This is a genomic window from Actinoallomurus spadix, from assembly GCF_024055725.1.
Lineage (GTDB): Bacteria > Actinomycetota > Actinomycetes > Streptosporangiales > Streptosporangiaceae > Actinoallomurus > Actinoallomurus spadix.
Map to the genome: position 1 here is coordinate 12,379 of NZ_JAMXMX010000005.1, position 16,626 is coordinate 29,004.

The 16,626-nt window shown below is 72.0% G+C and carries 12 protein-coding genes; 6 read left to right on the forward strand and 6 right to left on the reverse strand.

The window, feature by feature from the left end; all coding sequences use genetic code 11:
* Positions 1-220 precede the first annotated feature (220 nt).
* Together NE235_RS37230 and NE235_RS07900 are read left to right on the forward strand one after the other, a co-directional pair.
* Positions 221-646: a transposase gene (locus NE235_RS37230; RefSeq protein ID WP_308206041.1), complete on the forward strand. Its 426-nt coding sequence runs from the start codon at positions 221-223 to the stop codon at positions 644-646.
* On the forward strand, positions 643-1,608 hold the full coding sequence (locus tag NE235_RS07900; RefSeq protein WP_252800307.1) for a Gfo/Idh/MocA family protein: 966 nt from the start codon (positions 643-645) through the stop codon (positions 1,606-1,608). Before NE235_RS37230 ends, NE235_RS07900 begins: the two co-directional genes overlap by 4 nt.
* 19 nt (positions 1,609-1,627) lie before the next feature.
* Here NE235_RS07900 and NE235_RS07905 read toward each other — a convergent pair whose 3' ends face one another.
* Entirely contained in the window at positions 1,628-2,332 is a 705-nt protein-coding gene (locus NE235_RS07905) for a TioE family transcriptional regulator (RefSeq protein ID WP_252800308.1), read from the reverse strand.
* Between the two features lie 90 nt (positions 2,333-2,422).
* Between NE235_RS07905 and NE235_RS07910 the strand changes: the two genes are divergently transcribed.
* Positions 2,423-3,589 carry an erythromycin esterase family protein gene (locus tag NE235_RS07910; RefSeq protein WP_252800309.1) on the forward strand — a complete coding sequence of 389 codons (1,167 nt, stop codon included), beginning with the start codon at positions 2,423-2,425 and terminating at the stop codon, positions 3,587-3,589.
* A gap of 90 nt (positions 3,590-3,679) precedes the next feature.
* Here the strand turns inward: NE235_RS07910 and NE235_RS07915 are convergent, their stop codons facing one another.
* Positions 3,680-5,164 (reverse strand): endo-1,4-beta-xylanase, encoded by a 1,485-nt coding sequence (locus tag NE235_RS07915; protein ID WP_252800310.1) that lies wholly within the window; start codon positions 5,162-5,164, stop codon positions 3,680-3,682.
* A gap of 645 nt (positions 5,165-5,809) precedes the next feature.
* Between NE235_RS07915 and NE235_RS07920 the strand changes: the two genes are divergently transcribed.
* The gene (locus NE235_RS07920) at positions 5,810-7,516 is read left to right on the forward strand and encodes an NAD-binding protein (protein WP_252800311.1); all 1,707 of its coding nucleotides are present in this window, start codon (positions 5,810-5,812) and stop codon (positions 7,514-7,516) included.
* On the opposite strand, the gene NE235_RS07925 is transcribed toward NE235_RS07920, so the two are convergent.
* The 3 genes from NE235_RS07925 to NE235_RS07935 all read right to left on the reverse strand — a co-directional run bounded on the left by NE235_RS07925 (position 7,399) and on the right by NE235_RS07935 (position 11,006).
* Positions 7,399-8,826 (reverse strand): hypothetical protein, encoded by a 1,428-nt coding sequence (locus NE235_RS07925; protein ID WP_252800312.1) that lies wholly within the window; start codon positions 8,824-8,826, stop codon positions 7,399-7,401. The genes NE235_RS07920 and NE235_RS07925 overlap by 118 nt on opposite strands.
* Before the next feature lie 251 nt (positions 8,827-9,077).
* Positions 9,078-9,956, reverse strand: coding sequence for a TIM barrel protein (locus NE235_RS07930; RefSeq protein WP_252800313.1), 879 nt, complete (start codon positions 9,954-9,956; stop codon positions 9,078-9,080).
* Between the two features lie 42 nt (positions 9,957-9,998).
* The gene (locus tag NE235_RS07935; RefSeq protein WP_252800314.1) at positions 9,999-11,006 is read right to left on the reverse strand and encodes a Gfo/Idh/MocA family protein; all 1,008 of its coding nucleotides are present in this window, start codon (positions 11,004-11,006) and stop codon (positions 9,999-10,001) included.
* Positions 11,007-11,237: 231 nt separating this feature from the next.
* On the opposite strand from NE235_RS07935, the gene NE235_RS07940 reads away from it, so the two are divergent.
* A complete protein-coding gene (locus NE235_RS07940; RefSeq protein ID WP_252800315.1) occupies positions 11,238-12,887 on the forward strand; it encodes a nitroreductase family deazaflavin-dependent oxidoreductase in 1,650 nt (549 codons plus the stop codon).
* Positions 12,888-12,958: 71 nt separating this feature from the next.
* Here the strand turns inward: NE235_RS07940 and lon are convergent, their stop codons facing one another.
* Positions 12,959-15,358, reverse strand: coding sequence for an endopeptidase La (gene lon / locus NE235_RS07945; protein ID WP_252800316.1), 2,400 nt, complete (start codon positions 15,356-15,358; stop codon positions 12,959-12,961).
* A gap of 223 nt (positions 15,359-15,581) precedes the next feature.
* Here lon and NE235_RS07950 point away from each other — a divergent pair, with 223 nt between their 5' ends.
* Positions 15,582-16,556: a hypothetical protein gene (locus NE235_RS07950; RefSeq protein WP_252800317.1), complete on the forward strand. Its 975-nt coding sequence runs from the start codon at positions 15,582-15,584 to the stop codon at positions 16,554-16,556.
* Positions 16,557-16,626 lie beyond the last annotated feature (70 nt).

The following is a 16,626-nucleotide window of genomic DNA, read 5'->3' on the forward strand; positions in this document are numbered from 1 at the left end:
TAAAAGTCAATGGGATGGCCGAAAATTCGACAGGTGAGCAAGTACGCGGCGTGGCTCAGCGGCAGCGGATCCACGGATTGGACCAGTAGTCAAGACCTGACCTCGCGCTTTCACGCGGGTTATGCGTGATCCGATCGTGCACATGAGAAAAGCGCTCCTGACCTGGGAGGATCGGACGTGCTGAGGGTCCTGTCCGCGCCAGTTCGAAAGGCACTTTCGAGTGCCGTCCACGGGTCGCCGTCCCAAGATCGTGGTCTCTGGGGACGGTAAGGGGTTGGTCTGTCAGGCCGGTGGCCTGATGCTGATCGAGACGCTGCGGGTCTCCGGCATGGGCAAGGGCCTGTCGGAAGAGCTGAAGGCTTGGCGGTTGCCGCGGGCGCTGCATGACCCGGGAAAGATCCTCACCAATCTGGCGGTGATGCTCGCCCTGGGCGGCGACTGCCTGGCCGATGTCGCGGTGCTGCGCTCATCCCCGGAGATCTTCGGGCCGGTGGCGTCCGATCCGACGATCTCCCGGCTGGTCAGCGCCCTCGCCGCAGCGGGTCCCAAGGCGGTGCGGGCGATCCGGGCCGCATGGGCTGACCTGCGAAGGGCCGGGGCCGGGGTTCCACCCGCCGGCCCCGGCCCCGTACGATCCCGGCCATGACGATTCGGTGGGGAATCCTCGGGACCGGGGGCATCGCGCGTACGTTCACCGAGGATCTGCTCCTGCTCGGCCACAAGGTGGCGGCCGTGGGGTCCCGGGCCCCGCACACCGCCCAGGCGTTCGCCGACCGGTACGGCATCGGCAGCGCGTACGGGTCCTACGCCGAGCTCGCGGCCGACGACCAGGTCGACGTCGTGTACGTCGCGACGCCGCACAGCGGGCACTACGACGCCGCCCGCGTCTGCCTCGAGGCCGGCCGCGGCGTCCTGGTCGAGAAGCCGTTCACGACGAGCGCGGCGGACGCCGAGGCGCTGGTCGCCCTCGCCCGAGAGCGTGGCCTGTTCGCCATGGAGGCGATGTGGACGCGCTTCAACCCGATCGTCACCCGGCTGCGCGAGCTGATCGCTGACGGCGCGATCGGCGACGTCACGGCGGTCTACGCCGACTTCTCCTTCGCCGCCGACTACGACCCGGAGCACCGACTCTGGGCGCCCGAACTCGCCGGCGGCGCGCTGCTCGACCTCGGCATCTACCCGCTGTCCTTCGCGTGGATGCTGCTCGGCGAGCCCGACAGCGTCCAGGCGTTCGCGAGCAGCGCGCCCACCGGCGTCGACGCCAACACCGGCATCCTGCTCGGCTACTCCTCGGGCGCGGTGGCGCTGCTGCACTGCGGCCTGCTCGGCGACTCGCCGCAGACCGCGACCATCGTCGGCACCACCGGCCGCGTCGAGGTGGCCTCACCGGCCTGGCGGCCGTCGGCCATGACCCTGCACCGCAAGGGCGCCGAGCCGGAGACGTTCACCGCCGGCCTGCCCGGCCACGGCTACACCTACCAGGCCGAGGAGGTCGCCCGCTGCTTCGCCGACGGCCGCACCGAGTCGGCCGTCATGCCCCTCGACGAGACCGTCGCCATCGCCCGCGCCCTCGACCGCATCGCCGCCCGCTTCACGCCCGCCGCCTGAGGTCCAGGCGCGCCGGCGCTCAGCACGCCGGCTGTTCGCACTCCGTCTCCCGGGCGCGGAGGTACGCGTCCAGCTCGGCGGCGCCCGTGAGCATGGCGCGGCCCCGGGCGGACAGGCGGCCCTGCCAGTCGCGCAGGGTCGACTCCAGCGGGGCGACGCCTCCCGCCGAACGGACCTGAGCGATCAGCGGGGCGATCTGCTCCAGCAGGTAGCCGCCCCGCCTGAGCTGGTGGGCCAGCCGGACGTCCCGTACGTCGGCCGCGCTGTAGACCCGGTAGCCCGTCTGCGGATCGCGGCGCGGCCGGACCAGCCCGGCGTGCTCCCATTTGCGCAGGGTGGCGGGGCGCAGGCCGAGCCGCCTGGCCAGGGGGCCGATGAACGTGTCGCCGCGTTCCTGCGGCACCGGCGCCAGGTCGCGGAGCGCCGCTTCGACGGCCTGAAGGGTGCGGCGGTCGTCGAGGAGCTGGCCGTGGCTCTCGTCGATGAGCCGCAGCGCGTCCTCGACGGCACCACGGTTGACCGCCTGCATGATCGACGTGGCCGTCCGGTGACCATGCCCGGGCACGAGGGCGAGGAACGCGCGCAGGGCCTGCGCGTGCAGCGGCGTGTAGGTGCGGTAGCCGTGAACGGTGCGTTCCGTGGCGGGCAGGATGCCGCCGTCCTCGTAGTTCCGGACCGCCTGGGTGGACAGACCGTGCTCGCGCGCCAGGTCCACCGGCCTCATGGGTGCATCACCGTTTGAGGGTTCCTCACGCTCGAAGTGGTCTTTTTCTCGCGAAGTTCACACCGAGGGTTCAACGATAGCGTTCATGGCATGGACATCAACGACACGGCCCGGCCGCTCGACGGCGCCGGCGTCTCGGCGTTCCTCCGGTCGCTTCCCGCCCGGCCCCTGCTGCTCGGCCTGGGCGAGGCCAGGCACTTCGTGGGGGAACTGGGCGAGGTGCGCAACGAGATCTTCCGGCACCTGGTCGAGCACGAGGGCTACCGGTCGTTCGCCATCGAGAGCGGCTGCCTCAGGGGCCTCGTGGTGGACGACCACATCAGGACGGGCGCGGGCACGCTCGACGACGTCATGGAACGCGGCTTCAGCCACCGTTTCGGCACCTCACCGGCCAACCGCGAACTCGTGCGCTGGATGCGCGCGTACAACGAGGAGCACGACGAGAAGCTGCGGTTCTTCGGGTTCGACGGTCCTCTGGAGTACTGGGCGGAGAGCCCGCGCCAGTCGCTCACCGCCCTGCACGCCCTCCTCGACGGTCCACTCCCCTGCACCCGGGAGACCCTCGACGCGCTGCTGGGCCCGGACGACCGGTGGTCGAACGAGGCCACGGCGATGGATCCGTCCCAGTCGATCGGCCGGTCCGCCGACGCCCGGCGGCTGCGGCTGATCGCCGACGATCTCGTGGGGCTGCTCGACACGCAGCTGCCGCGGCTGAGCGCGGCGGACAGGGAGCGGGCGGCGCTTCACGCGCGCACCGCGACCGGCCTGCTCCGCTACCACCACTGGATGGCCGACGCGTCTCCGGCGCGGTGGGCCCGGCTCTCGGCCCTGCGGGCCGGGATGATGGCCGCCAACCTGCGTGCCGTCGCCGAGCACGGCCCGGCCCTGGTCTTCGCCGGTAACCTGCACCTGCAGCGGAGCAAGAGCGTCATGCCGTTCGGCGACCAGCGGCTGGAGTGGTGGAGCGCGGGAGCGATCGCCGCGACCTCCCTGGGCGACCGGTACGCCTTCCTGGCCTCGGCCCTCGGCACGGCCGGCGACGAAGCCCCGCCCCCGGACACCGTCGAGGGCATCCTGTCCACGCTCCCCTGGGACCGTTCCCTCATCGACGCCCGCCGCCTGGCCGAGGCCGTCACGCAGGCCGCCCCGCGCGTCTCCCGCGACTTCGCCTACTTCCCCCTGGACCCGGCCGGGCTCGATCGGATCGACGGCATCGTCTTCCTCAAAGAGGCCGTCGCACTGGAACCCCTGGGCTGACGACCTCCGGCGCGGGGATCTCCCGCGCCGGAGGCCTTCCTCGTCAGGAAGGAGAGCAGGTGGCGCGGTCAGCGCACCACCGGTACGTCACTACGAACCGGAGCCGCTGTCCACGGTCCACTTCTGGTTGGCGCCGCCCCAGCAGGAGTACAGCTGAATCTGGGTGCCGTTGCCGGTGCCCTGGCCGGCGGCGTCCAGGCACAATCCGGACTGGACGCCGACAATGGACCCGTCGGAGTTGACGCGCCACTTCTGGTTGTCACCGCCGTGGCATGAGTAGATCTGTACCTTGACGCCGTTGCCGGTGCCGGCGGCGTCCAGGCACTTGTCGCCGTAGACCCTCAACTCACTGGCGGATGTGTAGGTCCACTGCTGGTTGCTGTTGCCGTTGCAGTCCCACAGCTGCACCTGGACGCCATCGGTCGTGCTCGCGTTGGGCACGTCCAGACAGCGGCCGGAGGCGACGCCCTTGACCAGTCCGCCGCCGCCGGGCGGCGTGACGGTCGGAGAATCGGTCGGAGTGGAGGAGGACCCGGCGTTCAGGGCGTTGAGGACGGAGTTGTAGGCGGCTTTCTTGTTGCCGTTTCCGTCGAACAGGAGCGGGGTGTCGCCGGACCGCCAGGAGTCGCTGTCCCGTACGCCCCAGACCGTCATGCCGACGCAGCGCGAGACGGCCAGGCAGTCGTTGGTGATGTTGGCGTAGGTCGTGGCCGAGGCGCCCTGGACGTCCAGTTCGGTGATGGCCACGTCGACGCCCAGGGCTGCGAAGCTCTGCAGCGTGGTACGGAAGTTGCTCTTGTACGGGTCGCCGCTGTTGAAGTGGGACTGGAAGCCGACGCAGTCGATCGGGACGCCGCGGGACTTGAAGTCCCTGACCATGTTGTAGACGCCCTGGGTCTTGGCGGCGCTCCAGTCCTCGATGTTGTAGTCGTTGTAGCAGAGCTTGACGTCCGGGTCGGCCGCCCGTGCGGTGCGGAAGGCGACCTCGATCCAGTCGTTGCCGGTCCGCTGCAGGTTGGAGTCGCGCCGGCCGCCGGAGCCGCCGTCGGCGAAGGCCTCGTTCACCACGTCCCAGTAGGCGAGCTTGCCTTTGTAATGGGCCATCACGCCGTTGATGTGGTTGATCATCGCCTGGCGCAGCGCGCTGCCGCTGAGGCTCTGCATCCAGCCGGGCTGCTGGGCGTACCAGGCCAGGGTGTGGCCACGGACCCGCATCCCGTGCTGCACCGCCCAGTTGTAGACCTGGTCGCCGGCGCTGAAGTTGAATCGGCCCTGCTGCGGCTCGGTGGCGTCGATCTTCATCTCGTTCTCGGGCGTCACCATGTTGAACTCGCGGCCCGCGATCGTGGTGTACGCCGAGTCGCCGAGCCTGCCGGCGGCGATGGCGGTGCCGAAGTACCGCCCGCTCTGCGCGGCGGCCGCGCCGAGCGTACTCGCGGCGGCGTTCGACGGCATCGCCACCGCCAGGGCGACGGCCGTCGTCGCGGCGACACCGAGGGCGAGGGCGCCCAGGGCCCGGCGCAAGCGGCGGACGGGCCGCCGGCTTCCGGGCGAGGGTGTTTCTCTGGTGCTCACTCCTGAGCCTCCATAACTGAAGCAGGGAAAAGGTCGGAGAACACGGGACATCCCGCAGAATCGACGCCGCGTCCCTTCATCGGGAACGCCCACCACCAAGGCGTCGCCGGTCGGCCGGCCGTGCCACGCGCGGCAGGCCCGACCGCCTCGGGGCTCAGTGTGAGTAACACCCAGAAAACATGTCAAGACTTTCGAAAAGATTTCGGGCAATCGTCGCGGCCGGCCACCGCCACTCGGCTATTCCCATGGGTGACTACGCCACCGAAAGGTTTCGACAGTCCTCCCTGGCGCGGATCTCAATGAAAACTTTCAGCGCGGCCCTTCCCCGTCCGGAGGTGTCCCGCGCGGATAACACCAGATGGGCTGCGCGCGGCCCCCGTCGCGTTCTCACGGTGCGCAGCGGGTCCTTGACACATCTCCCCGCATCATTGTTTGCTCCGCCCACCACCACCTTTGACCGACCCCGCCGGAGAAAGGAGCTCGGCCTCCAGCACGTCATCGAATAGCGCGCCGTTCGGTGCTCGCCAAGCGCTCGCTTGGGGCGACGGAGACTCCCCTCCACGGCGGCAAGCCCGTCCGTCATCGGATCCCCGCTGCGTGCGTCCGGACACACAGCGTCGGAGCGGCGGCGGTTAAGATCACGCCGTGCCGACCGTCGTCCCCCGCCTCAGGAGCCCCGTCCGCGGGCGCCTGATCATCTGCGGCGACACGCCGCTCGCCTTCCGGCTGGCCGACGAGCTGTCAACGCGTTACCTGCAGGACGTCACCGTCATCGTGCCCGCCAAGAGGCGCAACCACGGGCCGCAGATCAGCGAGTTGCCCCGCGTCCGGGTGCATGAGGCGGCGGACCTGAACGACGAGACGTTCCGCGCCGTGCACGTCGAGTCGGCGCTCGCGGTGGCCCTCGTGAGCAACAGCGAGGTCGGCAACATCCACGCCGCCCTGCGGGCCCAGGAGCTCAATCCCGACATCCGGCTGGTCATCCGGATGTCGAACACCACCCTGGGCAACCGCATCCGCACGCTCTTCAAGGACTGCGCCGTCCTGTCCGACGGCGCGGTGGCCGCGCCGTCCTTCGTGGCCGCCGCCCTCGGTGACCTGCCGCCCAGCCACGTGCGCGTCGCGGGCCGCACCCTGTACGTCGCCCACCGCAGCGACCGCGTCCGGAACGTCATCTGCGCGCTCGCGGACACCCGCAGGCCGGACGGCAGGCCGCGGCTGCTGCCGGTGGACCAGGACCGGGCGAACCTGGTGCTCGCGGTCGCCGACGGCAGGTCGCCCACCTCGCTCGCCGGCCCTCCGGTGACGAGCCGCCCGGTGTCCGGGTTCACCCGCAGCCTGCGGCTGCTGCTCAGCAGGCGGCTGCTCCAGGTGGCGCTGGCCCTGCTGGTACTGATCTTCGTGGGCAGCGCCGCGCTGAGCATCAGCGACGGGCACGGGTTCACCTACGCGCTGTACCTCGTCCTCCTCGACGTCGCCGGTGCCGCCAACCCCGACACGGACCTCAGCGGAGCGGCCAAGGTGACGCAGGTGTTCATTACGCTCAGCAGTCTCGCGCTGGTGCCCGCGATCACCGCCGCCGCCGTCGACGCGGTCGTCCGGGCCCGCCTGGCGGGGCCGCTCGAGCGGCTGCGCGATCCGATCAGCGGACACGTCGTGGTCGTCGGCCTCGGCGAGGTGGGCCTCCGCGTCGTGTCGCAGCTGCACGACCTGGGCGTACCCGTCGTCTGCGTCGAGGCGAACGAGGACGCCGTCGGCGTGCCGCTGGCCCGCCGCCTCGGGCTGCCGATCGTGATCGGCGACGCGACCCGCAGCGAGACCCTGCGCACGGCGTGGGTCGGCACCTGCCGCTCCGTCGTCACCGTCACGAGCGACGACATCACCAACCTGGAGGCCGGGCTGAACGCGCGGGCCCTGCGCGACAACGTCCGCGTCGTGCTCCGGTTGTTCGACGACGATCTGGCGGCGCGCGTGCACCGCAATTTCAAGATCCCGGTGTCGCGCAGCGTGTCCTTCCTCGCGGCCCCGGCGTTCGCCGCCGCCATGATGGAACGCCAGGTCATCGGGACGATCCCGGTCGGCCGTAGCGTCATGCTGATCGCCGACATGCCGATCGGCGAGGGCTCCGAGCTCGACGGCCGGCCGCTGCGGGAGGCGAACCTGCCCGGCGAGGCCCGCGTGCTGGCGCTCGGCCGCCGCGGCCGCCCCCGCTTCGACTGGAACCTCCAGGACGGTTACCTGCTGATCCCCGGGGACCGGCTCGTCGTGCTGGCCACACGGTCGGGCATCGGCCACATCCGCGCCCGTACGATCGGCGCGCCAACCCCGGGCTCCGCCTCACCGGCCCGCTGACCGCACGCCGGTCTGCGGGCGACGAGTTGCTCGCGGCCGTCCGCGTGACGCGGCGACACCGGGAAGGAGCCGGTCAGGGTCCCGCCGCCGAACTCCACGCGATTCGACGACGCCCGGCCCTTCGTCTTCTCGTCGCCGAGCGGAATGATCAGGTACGAGCGGCCGCCGATCGTTCCCGCGAACACGGACGCCTCCTTGGCCTGCAGCGTCCCGCCCGCCAGCCGGAACGTGCCGCTGAGCCGGGCGAGGATCTCGTACGGGACGTCGCGGGAGACGTAGTAGCCGCCCGCGTCCAGGTCGCCCTCCGCCGTGTTCATCGGAACGAGCACCAGCGCGTTCGCGGTGTTCCGGTACGCGGAGACGAGCGGGTTCACCTGCGGGATCAGGTCGGTGTTCAGCTTGCTGAGGATGTTCTGGATGGCCTGCCGCAGCGTGTCCGACGCTGGCTCGGCGACCGGGGTCACGCCCGTCAGCAGCAGGTCCACGGGCGTCCGGCGGCCCTGGGTGACCTGCCGTTTCCAGTCCTTGCGGGTCTCGTCGAGGAGGAGCCCGGCGACACCGCCCAGCTCCGTGCTCTCCCCGTCCAGGGTGATCTGCCCGGGGTCGAGCGTCCCGTCCAGGGGCCGCAGCTGCGTGTTCTTGCGGATCGCCGCGAGGTCGCCGCGCTTGGCGCCCATCGCCATGGCCATGGCGACCGCGCCGAAGTAGCCGGCCGCGCCGTCGCCGATGTCGGAGGTCGCGGCCCGCTTCACCTCGCCGGGGAACTCCTTCTGCCACCGCGACCACCAGTAGGCCGCGCCGGCCAGCCGCTGGTTCCGCTGCTGGGGAGCGGTGTAGGCGGCCACCAGGTCGTTGTAGACCATCGCACGGTACAGCCGGGGCGTGACGGCGAGCGGGAAGTCCGTGCCGCGCAGTTCCCCGCGGCTCTTTTTCCAAGCCTGCCACTTCTGCTGCGTGGCGTGGAAGAGCTCGTCGGTCGCGGCGGCGAACAGCGTGGCGGCCAGCGGCATCCCCGACGCCGCCGCGTCCGTCCGGAAGGACTGGTCGGCGACGTTCAGGATGACGGCCGGGTGCCCGTCCCAGAGGGCGTAGGAGGATCCGCCGCTCGGGATGTCGATCTTGTGCTTGCGCAGCTCGGCCGGGCTCAGATCCGACACGCCGTCCACGCTGACCATCCGCGCGCGGGAGCCGTCCCCGAGGATGACCCGCCGGTCCTTCAGGACCGTGCCGGGCCAGATCTTCGAGGCCTCCGGCCACACCCGCGCCGCGGCGTCCTGCACCTGGACCGCGACGGGCTTCAGAGCCGTCACGGCGGGCATCGGCCCGTGCTTCTGCGGAGAGCCGCCGGAACACCCGGCGGCCGAACCGACGGCGGCGACCGCGACGACGGCCGGCCACCGGACCTTCGTACCGGCCGCACCTCGGCGGCCTGAACGCGAAGATCCCGACCCGACGAACCCAGTGAACACCGCACAACCCCCGCGCCGGCCGATCTCGGACATGGGCCGGGGGGTGGCTCGCCCATCCTGACGGGGGCGATCATTCCCCGTCGGCGGGCCGGTTAACGTCCCGGCACGTCGGCAACGCTTCTCAGGCCGTTCAGGTAGGCCGCGCTCGCCCGCACCGCGGCGACGGGACCGCCGCCGGGCGGCGGGTCGGCGGCCAGGATCGTGTCCTGTTCGAGGACGTACCAGCCCTGGTAGCCGGCCTGGTCGAGCGCCGTGACGATCCCCGCCGTGTCGACGTCGCCGGCGCCGAGCGGGCGGTACAACCCGTCGCGTACCGCCTCGGTGTACGTGACCCGTCCCGCGCGCACCCGGTCGGCGGCGGTCGCGTCGACGTCCTTGAGGTGCACGTGGGCGACGCGGTCCGCGGCCGACCGCGCCAGCGCGAGCGGATCCGCGCCGCCGATCAGGAGGTGCCCGGTGTCCAGGCAGAGGGGCACGCCGCAGCCGCTCAGCACCCGGTCCACCTCGCCGGGTCCCTCGACGATCGTGCCGACGTGCGGGTGCAGGGCCGTGCGGATCCCGGACCCGGCCGCGTACGCCGCGATCCGGTCGAGGTTGGCCAGCAGCGTCGTCCAGTTCCCGGCGGACAGGGCGGGACGCTCGTCGTACCCGTCCCGGCCGGTGACGGCCGCCAGCACGAGCATCGGCGCGCCGCCGAACCCGCGCAGCGCCCGCTCGACCTCCGGGATCGGATCGCGCTCCGGCTCGTGCAGGACGACCGGGACGAAGCCGCCGACCGCCGTCAGGCCGTACGAGGCCAGCAGCGCCTCGCGCTCGACCGGGTCGGCCGGCAGGAAGCCGTCCGGGCCGAACTCGGTCGCGGTCAGACCCGCGTCGCGCATCTCGGCCAGCACCCGGCCCGGGGACATCTGGTGACCCCAGCCCGGTACCTCGCACACGCCCCAGGAGATGGGCGCACCCGCGATCCTCACCGGCGGACCTCCTCGATCGTCACTGGCGGACTCCCTCACTCGTCACCGGCGGACCTCCTCGATCGTCACGGCGCGCCGCTCCCGGCGGGAGCGGTCGCACGCCTCGGCCACGTAGAACGCCTCGAGTGCCTCCTCCGGCGGGCACGGACTGTCGGCCCGCCCCGCGGCGACCTGGAGGAAGGTCGCCAGCTCGGCCTCGTACGCCGGGCCGAACCGCTCGAGGAAGCCCTGGCAGGGCCGGGCGCCCGGCGTCGCGCCCGCGGCATGCCCGTCGACCGGCGTGAGCGGTGTTCCGTCGCCGAGCCCGGCCGCGAGGCTGTCCTCCGCGCCGTACGCCTCGATGCGCACGTCGTATCCGGCGCCGTTGTAGCGGGTCTCGGTGATGATGGCGAGGGTCCCGTCGTCGAGGGTCAGCACCGCCGCGCAGGTGTCGACGTCGCCGCACGCGGCGAAGTACTCCTCGCCCTTGTTGGCCCCGGTCGCCATGACCTCGACGACCTGCCGCCCGGTCACGAACCGGATCGCGTCGATGTCGTGAACCGCGCAGTCGCGGAAGATCCCGCCGGAGACCCGGACGTACGTGGCGGGCGGCGGCGCGGGGTCGAGCGTGCAGGACCGCACGGTGTGCAGCCGGCCGAGGCGGCCGGTGGCGACGGCGTCCCGTAGCGCGACGTGGCCGGCGTCGAAGCGGCGCTGGAAGCCGACCTGGACGGGGGTCGCGGCGGCCTGGACCTCGCGGACGACTTGGAGCGTTCCAACACTGTCCGGAGCGACCGGTTTCTCGCAGAAGGTCGGGATCCCGGCCCGCGCGGCGCGGGTCACGAGCTCGGCGTGCGCGTCCGTGGCGGCGGCGACGACCAGCCCGTCCAGCCGCTCGCCGAACAGCGCGTCGACCGAGTCGGCGGCCGACCCGCCGAACTCCTCGGCGATCCGGCGCGCCCGCCCATCGTCCGGATCGGCCACCACGAACGCCTCGACGGACGGGAGTGCGCGAAGGGTCTCCGCATGGCGCGCGCCGATGCGGCCGGCCCCCGCGAGCCCGATTCTCATAGAGTCCTCCCGGTCGGCGATCCTCACCCGGACACTCACGGCCCGGACTTCAGTAGCTATTGGAACGTTCCATCACAGGCCGAAGTTGTCAGGACATTGTTCAAGGGTGGTGCCCCTCAAGCTAGACCGCTTTCCGGGGCGCGTCCATGGGATGGCCGGACAAGGCCGGGCCGCCCGGCCGGGCGGGTGGCCCGCCCACCACATCCGGTCACCAAGCGTTAGTTTGACCTCATGCGCGTTCTCGTCACCGGTGGGTCCGGATTCGTGGGCTCCTACGCTGTCGCCGCGCTGCTCCGGGCCGGTCACCGCGTCCGGGTCTTCGCCCGCGATCCCGGCCGCGCGGGGAAGACCCTCGGCGGCGTGGGCGTCGACACGGCGGCCGTGGAGATGTATTCCGGAGACGTGCTCGACGCGGAGGCGGTCGCCCAGGCCCTCGACGGGTGCGACGCCGTCGTCCACGCCGCCGCCGCGCTCGGCGTCACCGACCCGCGGACGAGCGTCCTGGAGGTCAACGTCACCGGCACCCGCAACGTGGTCGGCGGCGCCGTCGCCCGCGGGCTCGACCCGGTGATCCACCTGTCCACGATCGCGGTGTTCGTCCCGCCCGCGGGGCCGGTGATCCGGGCCGGCGACGCCCTCGCCCGCCCCAGCACGGACTACGGCCGCTCGAAAGTCGCGGCCGAACACTACGTGCGCCGCCTGCAGGCCGCCGGCGCCCCCGTCACCACCTTCTACCCCGGCGGCGTCATCGGCCCCCGGCAGCCGCACCTCGACGCGATGATGGAGGGCCTGGCCGGGGCGCTCAACCTCGTCTGGCCGACACCGCGCGGCGGCGTGTCGCTCCTCGACGTACGCGACCTCGGCGAGGCCGTGGCCCGCGCGGTCACTCCCGGCCTCGGGCCGCGCCGGTACCTCCTCGGCGGTCACTACCTGACCTGGCCCGAGCTGGCCGACCGCTGCGACGCCCTCACCGGCGTACGCTGCCGCCGCGTCCCGGTCCCGGGAGGCGTGATGGTCGCTCTCGGGTCACTGCTGGACGCGGCCAAGCGGGTGCGCCGGTTCGACTACCCACTGACCCGGGACGCCGCGCGGATCATGGTGACGCTCGTCCCCTCCGACGACGCCCCGGCCATCGACGCGCTCGGCGTCACGCTCCGGCCGGTCGAGGAGAGCCTGACGGACGCCCTGCGCTGGCTCGCCGCCGCCGGGCACCTCTCCCCCGCGCGGGCGGGACGCCTGGCACCCGCGACGGCCGGGCGGCCCGTGCCCGGAGAAGGAGCCGGGCGGTCCGCGCCCGGGAAAGCCGGGCGGCCGGGCCCGGCCCGGAGCTCAGGAGACCCTGGCACGATCGACGCGCGCAGAGAGGCAGGCCCCGCCATGACATCGAGCCGGTTGAAGGACGCCATCTCCCCGACGGTCCAGCGGATGGCCGGATCGGCGTGGTTCGCCAAGGTGGGGCCCAAGGTGGTCCCGCCCCTGGACCGCGTGCTGCACCGCCTGTCCGGCGGCCGCCTTCTCCTCCCGCAGTACATCGTCCCCAGCCTCGTGCTGACGGCCGTCGGGCACCGCAGCGGCCTGCCCCGCCGGACCCCCCTGGCCTGCCTGCCCGAACCGGACGGTTCCTTCCTCGTGGTCGGCAGCAACTTCGGCCGCGAGCACCATCCCGCGTGGACGGCCAACCTCATGCACGAGCCCGCCGCCGAGGTCGACTACCGGGGCCGTACGATCCCGGTCACCGCGCGGCTCCTCGAAGGAGAGGAACGTGCCGAGGTCTGGCCACGGCTGGTGAAGATCTGGCCCACCTTCGACCGGTACGTCGAGCGCTCCGGGCGGCGGCTCCGGGTCTTCCGCCTCGAACCACGGGACCGGGCACACGGATGAACGGACGGCGCCCTCCCCGGATGGGGAGGGCACCGTCCGCGTACTCAGAGGATGCCGGACCGCCCGGCCGCTCAGGCGGCGACCGCGTCCCGGGTCGTCGCCGGCTCCAGCGCCAGGTCGAGGACCTCCCGGACGTCGCTGACCGGGTGGACGGTCAGCTGCTCCAGGACCTCGGCCGGCACGTCGTCCAGGTCGGGCTCGTTGCGCTTCGGGATGATCACCGTGGTGATCCCCGCCCGGTGCGCGGCCAGCAGCTTCTGCTTGACGCCGCCGATGGGCAGCACCCGCCCGGTCAGCGACACCTCACCGGTCATCGCGACGTCGGCGCGGACCAGCCGCCCGGACAGCAGCGACGCGAGGGCCGTCGTCATCGTGACGCCCGCGCTCGGCCCGTCCTTGGGCACCGCGCCGGCCGGAACGTGGACGTGCACGCCCCGGTCCTTCAGGTCGCCGACGGGAAGCTCCAGCTCCGCGCCGCGCGACCGGAGGTAGGACAGCGCGATGCGGGCCGACTCCTTCATCACGTCGCCGAGCTGGCCGGTCAGGGTCACGCCGGTGTCGCCGGTCTCCTTGTCGGCCAGCGACGCCTCGATGTACAGCACGTCGCCGCCCGCCCCGGTGACCGCGAGGCCGGTCGCGACGCCCGGCACCGCCGTGCGCCGCTCGGACTCGTTCAGCGACGTCTCCGGCGTGAAGCGCGGCCGGCCCAGGTAGTCGCGCAGGTCGCCGGCGCCGACCGTCACCGGCAGCCCCTGCTCCTCCAGCGCGACCTTCGCCGCCACCTTGCGCAGCACCCGGGCGATCGCCCGTTCCAGGCTCCGTACGCCCGCCTCGCGGGTGTACTCGGCCGCGAGCAGCCGCAGCGCGTCCTCGCCGATCGTCACCTCGTCCTCGGTCAAGCCCGCCTTGTCGAGCTGACGGCGCAGCAGGTGGTCACGGGCGATGGTGACCTTTTCGTCCTCGGTGTACCCGTCGAGCGAGACGAGCTCCATGCGGTCCAGCAGCGGGCCGGGGATGGTCTCGAGCGCGTTCGCCGTCGCCAGGAAGACGACGTCGGACAGGTCGAGCTCCACCTCGAGGTAGTGGTCGCGGAACGTGTGGTTCTGCGCGGGGTCCAGCACCTCCAGCAGCGCCGCGGTCGGGTCGCCGCGGTAGTCCGCGCCGACCTTGTCGATCTCGTCGAGCAGCACGACCGGGTTCATCGTGCCGGCCTCGCGGATCGCCCGGACGATGCGGCCGGGCAGCGCGCCGACGTACGTCCGCCGGTGACCGCGGATCTCGGCCTCGTCCCGTACACCGCCGAGCGCCACACGGACGAACTCACGGCCCATCGCCCGCGCCACGGACTCGCCGAGGGACGTCTTTCCGACACCGGGCGGCCCCACCAGGGCGAGGACGGCGCCGGAGCGGCGGCCGCCGATCACGCCGAGGCCGCGGTCCTCCCGCCGCTTGCGCACGGCGAGGTACTCCACGATCCGGTCCTTGACGTCGTCCAGGCCCGTGTGGTCCTCGTCGAGGATCCGCCGGGCGCCGGCGATGTCGTAGGCGTCCTCGGTCCGCTCGTTCCACGGAATGTCGAGGACCGTGTCCAGCCAGGTCCGGATCCAGCCGCCCTCGGGCGACTGGTCGGAGGTCCGCTCCAGCTTGTCGACCTCCTTCAGGGCCGCCTCGCGGACCTTTTCCGGCAGGTCGGCCGCCTCGACCCGCGCCCGGTAGTCCTCCTCTTCCGAGGACGGATCGCCGTTGAGCTCGTTCAGCTCCTTGCGGATGGCGGCGAGCTGCTGGCGGAGCAGGAACTCCTTCTGCTGCTTCTCCACGCCCTCCTCGACGTCCTTGCGGATCGTCTCGGCGACGTCGAGCTCGGCGAGGTGCTCGCGGGTCCAGCCGATCGCGAGCCGCAGGCGCTCGGTGACGTCGGCCGTCTCCAGCAGGCGCGCCTTCTGCTCGGCGCTGAGGTACGAGGCGTAGCCGGCCCGGTCGGCCATCACCGACGGGTCCTCGATCTGCCGGACCATGTCGACGACCTGCCAGGCGCCCCGCTTCTCCAGCACGCCGACGACGAGGGTCTTGTACTCCTTGGCCAGTTCGTCGGCGCGGGTACCGAGCCCGGTGTCCTCGACCTCGGTGCCCTCCACCCACAGCGCCGCGCCCGGTCCGGTCGTCCCCGCTCCGATGCGCACGCGGGCGACGCCGCGGACGACGGCGCCCGGCCCTCCGCCGGGCAGCCTGCCGATCTGCTCGACGACACCGAGCGTGCCGACGGCGGCGTACTTCCCGTTGATCCGGGGCACCAGCAGCACCTGCGGCTTGTCCTCCGACCGGATGCCCGGCCCCCGGGGGACGGCGCTCGCCCGCGCCGCGTCGATCGCGGCCCGCACGTCGCTCTCCGACAGGTCGAGCGGCACGACCATCGCGGGCAGCACGACCTCGTCGTCGAGGGGCAGCACCGGCAGAGTCACGATCTTGCTCATCAGGCCTCCAAAGCTTGAGTCACCCACACTCAAGAAAGGAGAGCCCTGATCCATTCCCACCCGCCCGTTCGCCGTCAGCGATCACACCCGGCCGTCCCGTCCGCGGATCTCTGCGGTCGCACTGTCACGGACGGCCATCGTTGAGCTGCGGGAACGGCTGGGGCGACCCCGACCTGCGCGCACGCAGAGCCGGGCATCCGCACCTCCTGGAAGAATCGCCGGGATGGGTACGGAATTCGCGGACAAGTCCGCAGAGATGTTCAAGGCTCTGGCCGACGGGGAGACCGGCACGTTCCGGTCCTCACTGCGCCAGGTCTTCCAACTGTCGCCGCAGGTGCCGCCGGCGGAACGCGCCGCTCTCTCGAACGAGATCGCGCCACTGCTGTCACCGCAGGACGGCGACCTCGAACTGGTCGCGGACCTTGCCGTCCTGGCGGGCGCGCTCGTCGAGGGCGGAGTTCCCGCCGGAACGGCCGGCGTACAGGTCATGCGGATGCTGCATTCCTGGGCCGGATCCATCGATACCCGCCGGGAGGCCGGCGGACAGCACAGCGTCGCCCGCCGTCTCGGCCTGGCCGCCAAGACCATGCTCACCGACGCCGAGGTCCGCGCGGCCGTTCGCGCCGACGAGCACATGCTGTTCGACCTCGAGGTCGCCGCCGGGCGGTTGAGGTGGAACGTGGGCGAGTTCCACCAGGTCGCGAGGCTGCTCATGATGGCCGACGCGGTCAGCGCCCTGGTCCTGGACCGCCGGTCGGGACGCGGGTTCCGGGTGGCCTTCGACGGTGTCTGGAGCAATTTCCAGCTGCATACCCTGCTCGTCGACGCCCTCGTGGGCGCCGAGGGCCGCGGACTCGAAGGGGAACGCCCCTGCTCCGGCTGTGTCGCAATCGAGAGCGGCCGACCGCAGCCCACCCATGACGCGACCGAAGAACTGCATGAGGTGTGGTCTCTATGGGATTACAAGGGACGCCGGATCGACCTCACCGACAGCCCCGCCGACTTTCCCTTGCATGCCGGCGAACGCGTGATCGTGCTGGGCATGAAGGAGTCCGCGCTGGAGTCCTGGACGCCCGGCTACCACTGCCACGACCGAATCCGTGCCCACCTCACCGTGCGAGCCGAACTCCCTCCCGAGGAGACGACCGGCCTTTGGTCCCGCATCGCGATGCCCGAGGGCGCGGGAGATTCCGCCTGAGAGGCCGTCTTGGTCTCCGTCACGCAGGCTCATCCGGAGTCAAGCGGATAACGCGCGGACCTTACGCCCC

Coding starts and splice junctions, on each gene's coding strand:
- NE235_RS07900 (WP_252800307.1), top strand. CDS start 643: ATGACGATTCGGTGGGGAATCCTCGGGACCGGGGGCATCGCGCGTACG.
- NE235_RS07905 (WP_252800308.1), bottom strand. CDS start 2,332: ATGAGGCCGGTGGACCTGGCGCGCGAGCACGGTCTGTCCACCCAGGCG.
- NE235_RS07910 (WP_252800309.1), top strand. CDS start 2,423: ATGGACATCAACGACACGGCCCGGCCGCTCGACGGCGCCGGCGTCTCG.
- NE235_RS07935 (WP_252800314.1), bottom strand. CDS start 11,006: ATGAGAATCGGGCTCGCGGGGGCCGGCCGCATCGGCGCGCGCCATGCG.
- NE235_RS07940 (WP_252800315.1), top strand. CDS start 11,238: ATGCGCGTTCTCGTCACCGGTGGGTCCGGATTCGTGGGCTCCTACGCT.
- lon (WP_252800316.1), bottom strand. CDS start 15,358: ATGAGCAAGATCGTGACTCTGCCGGTGCTGCCCCTCGACGACGAGGTC.
- NE235_RS07950 (WP_252800317.1), top strand. CDS start 15,582: ATGGGTACGGAATTCGCGGACAAGTCCGCAGAGATGTTCAAGGCTCTG.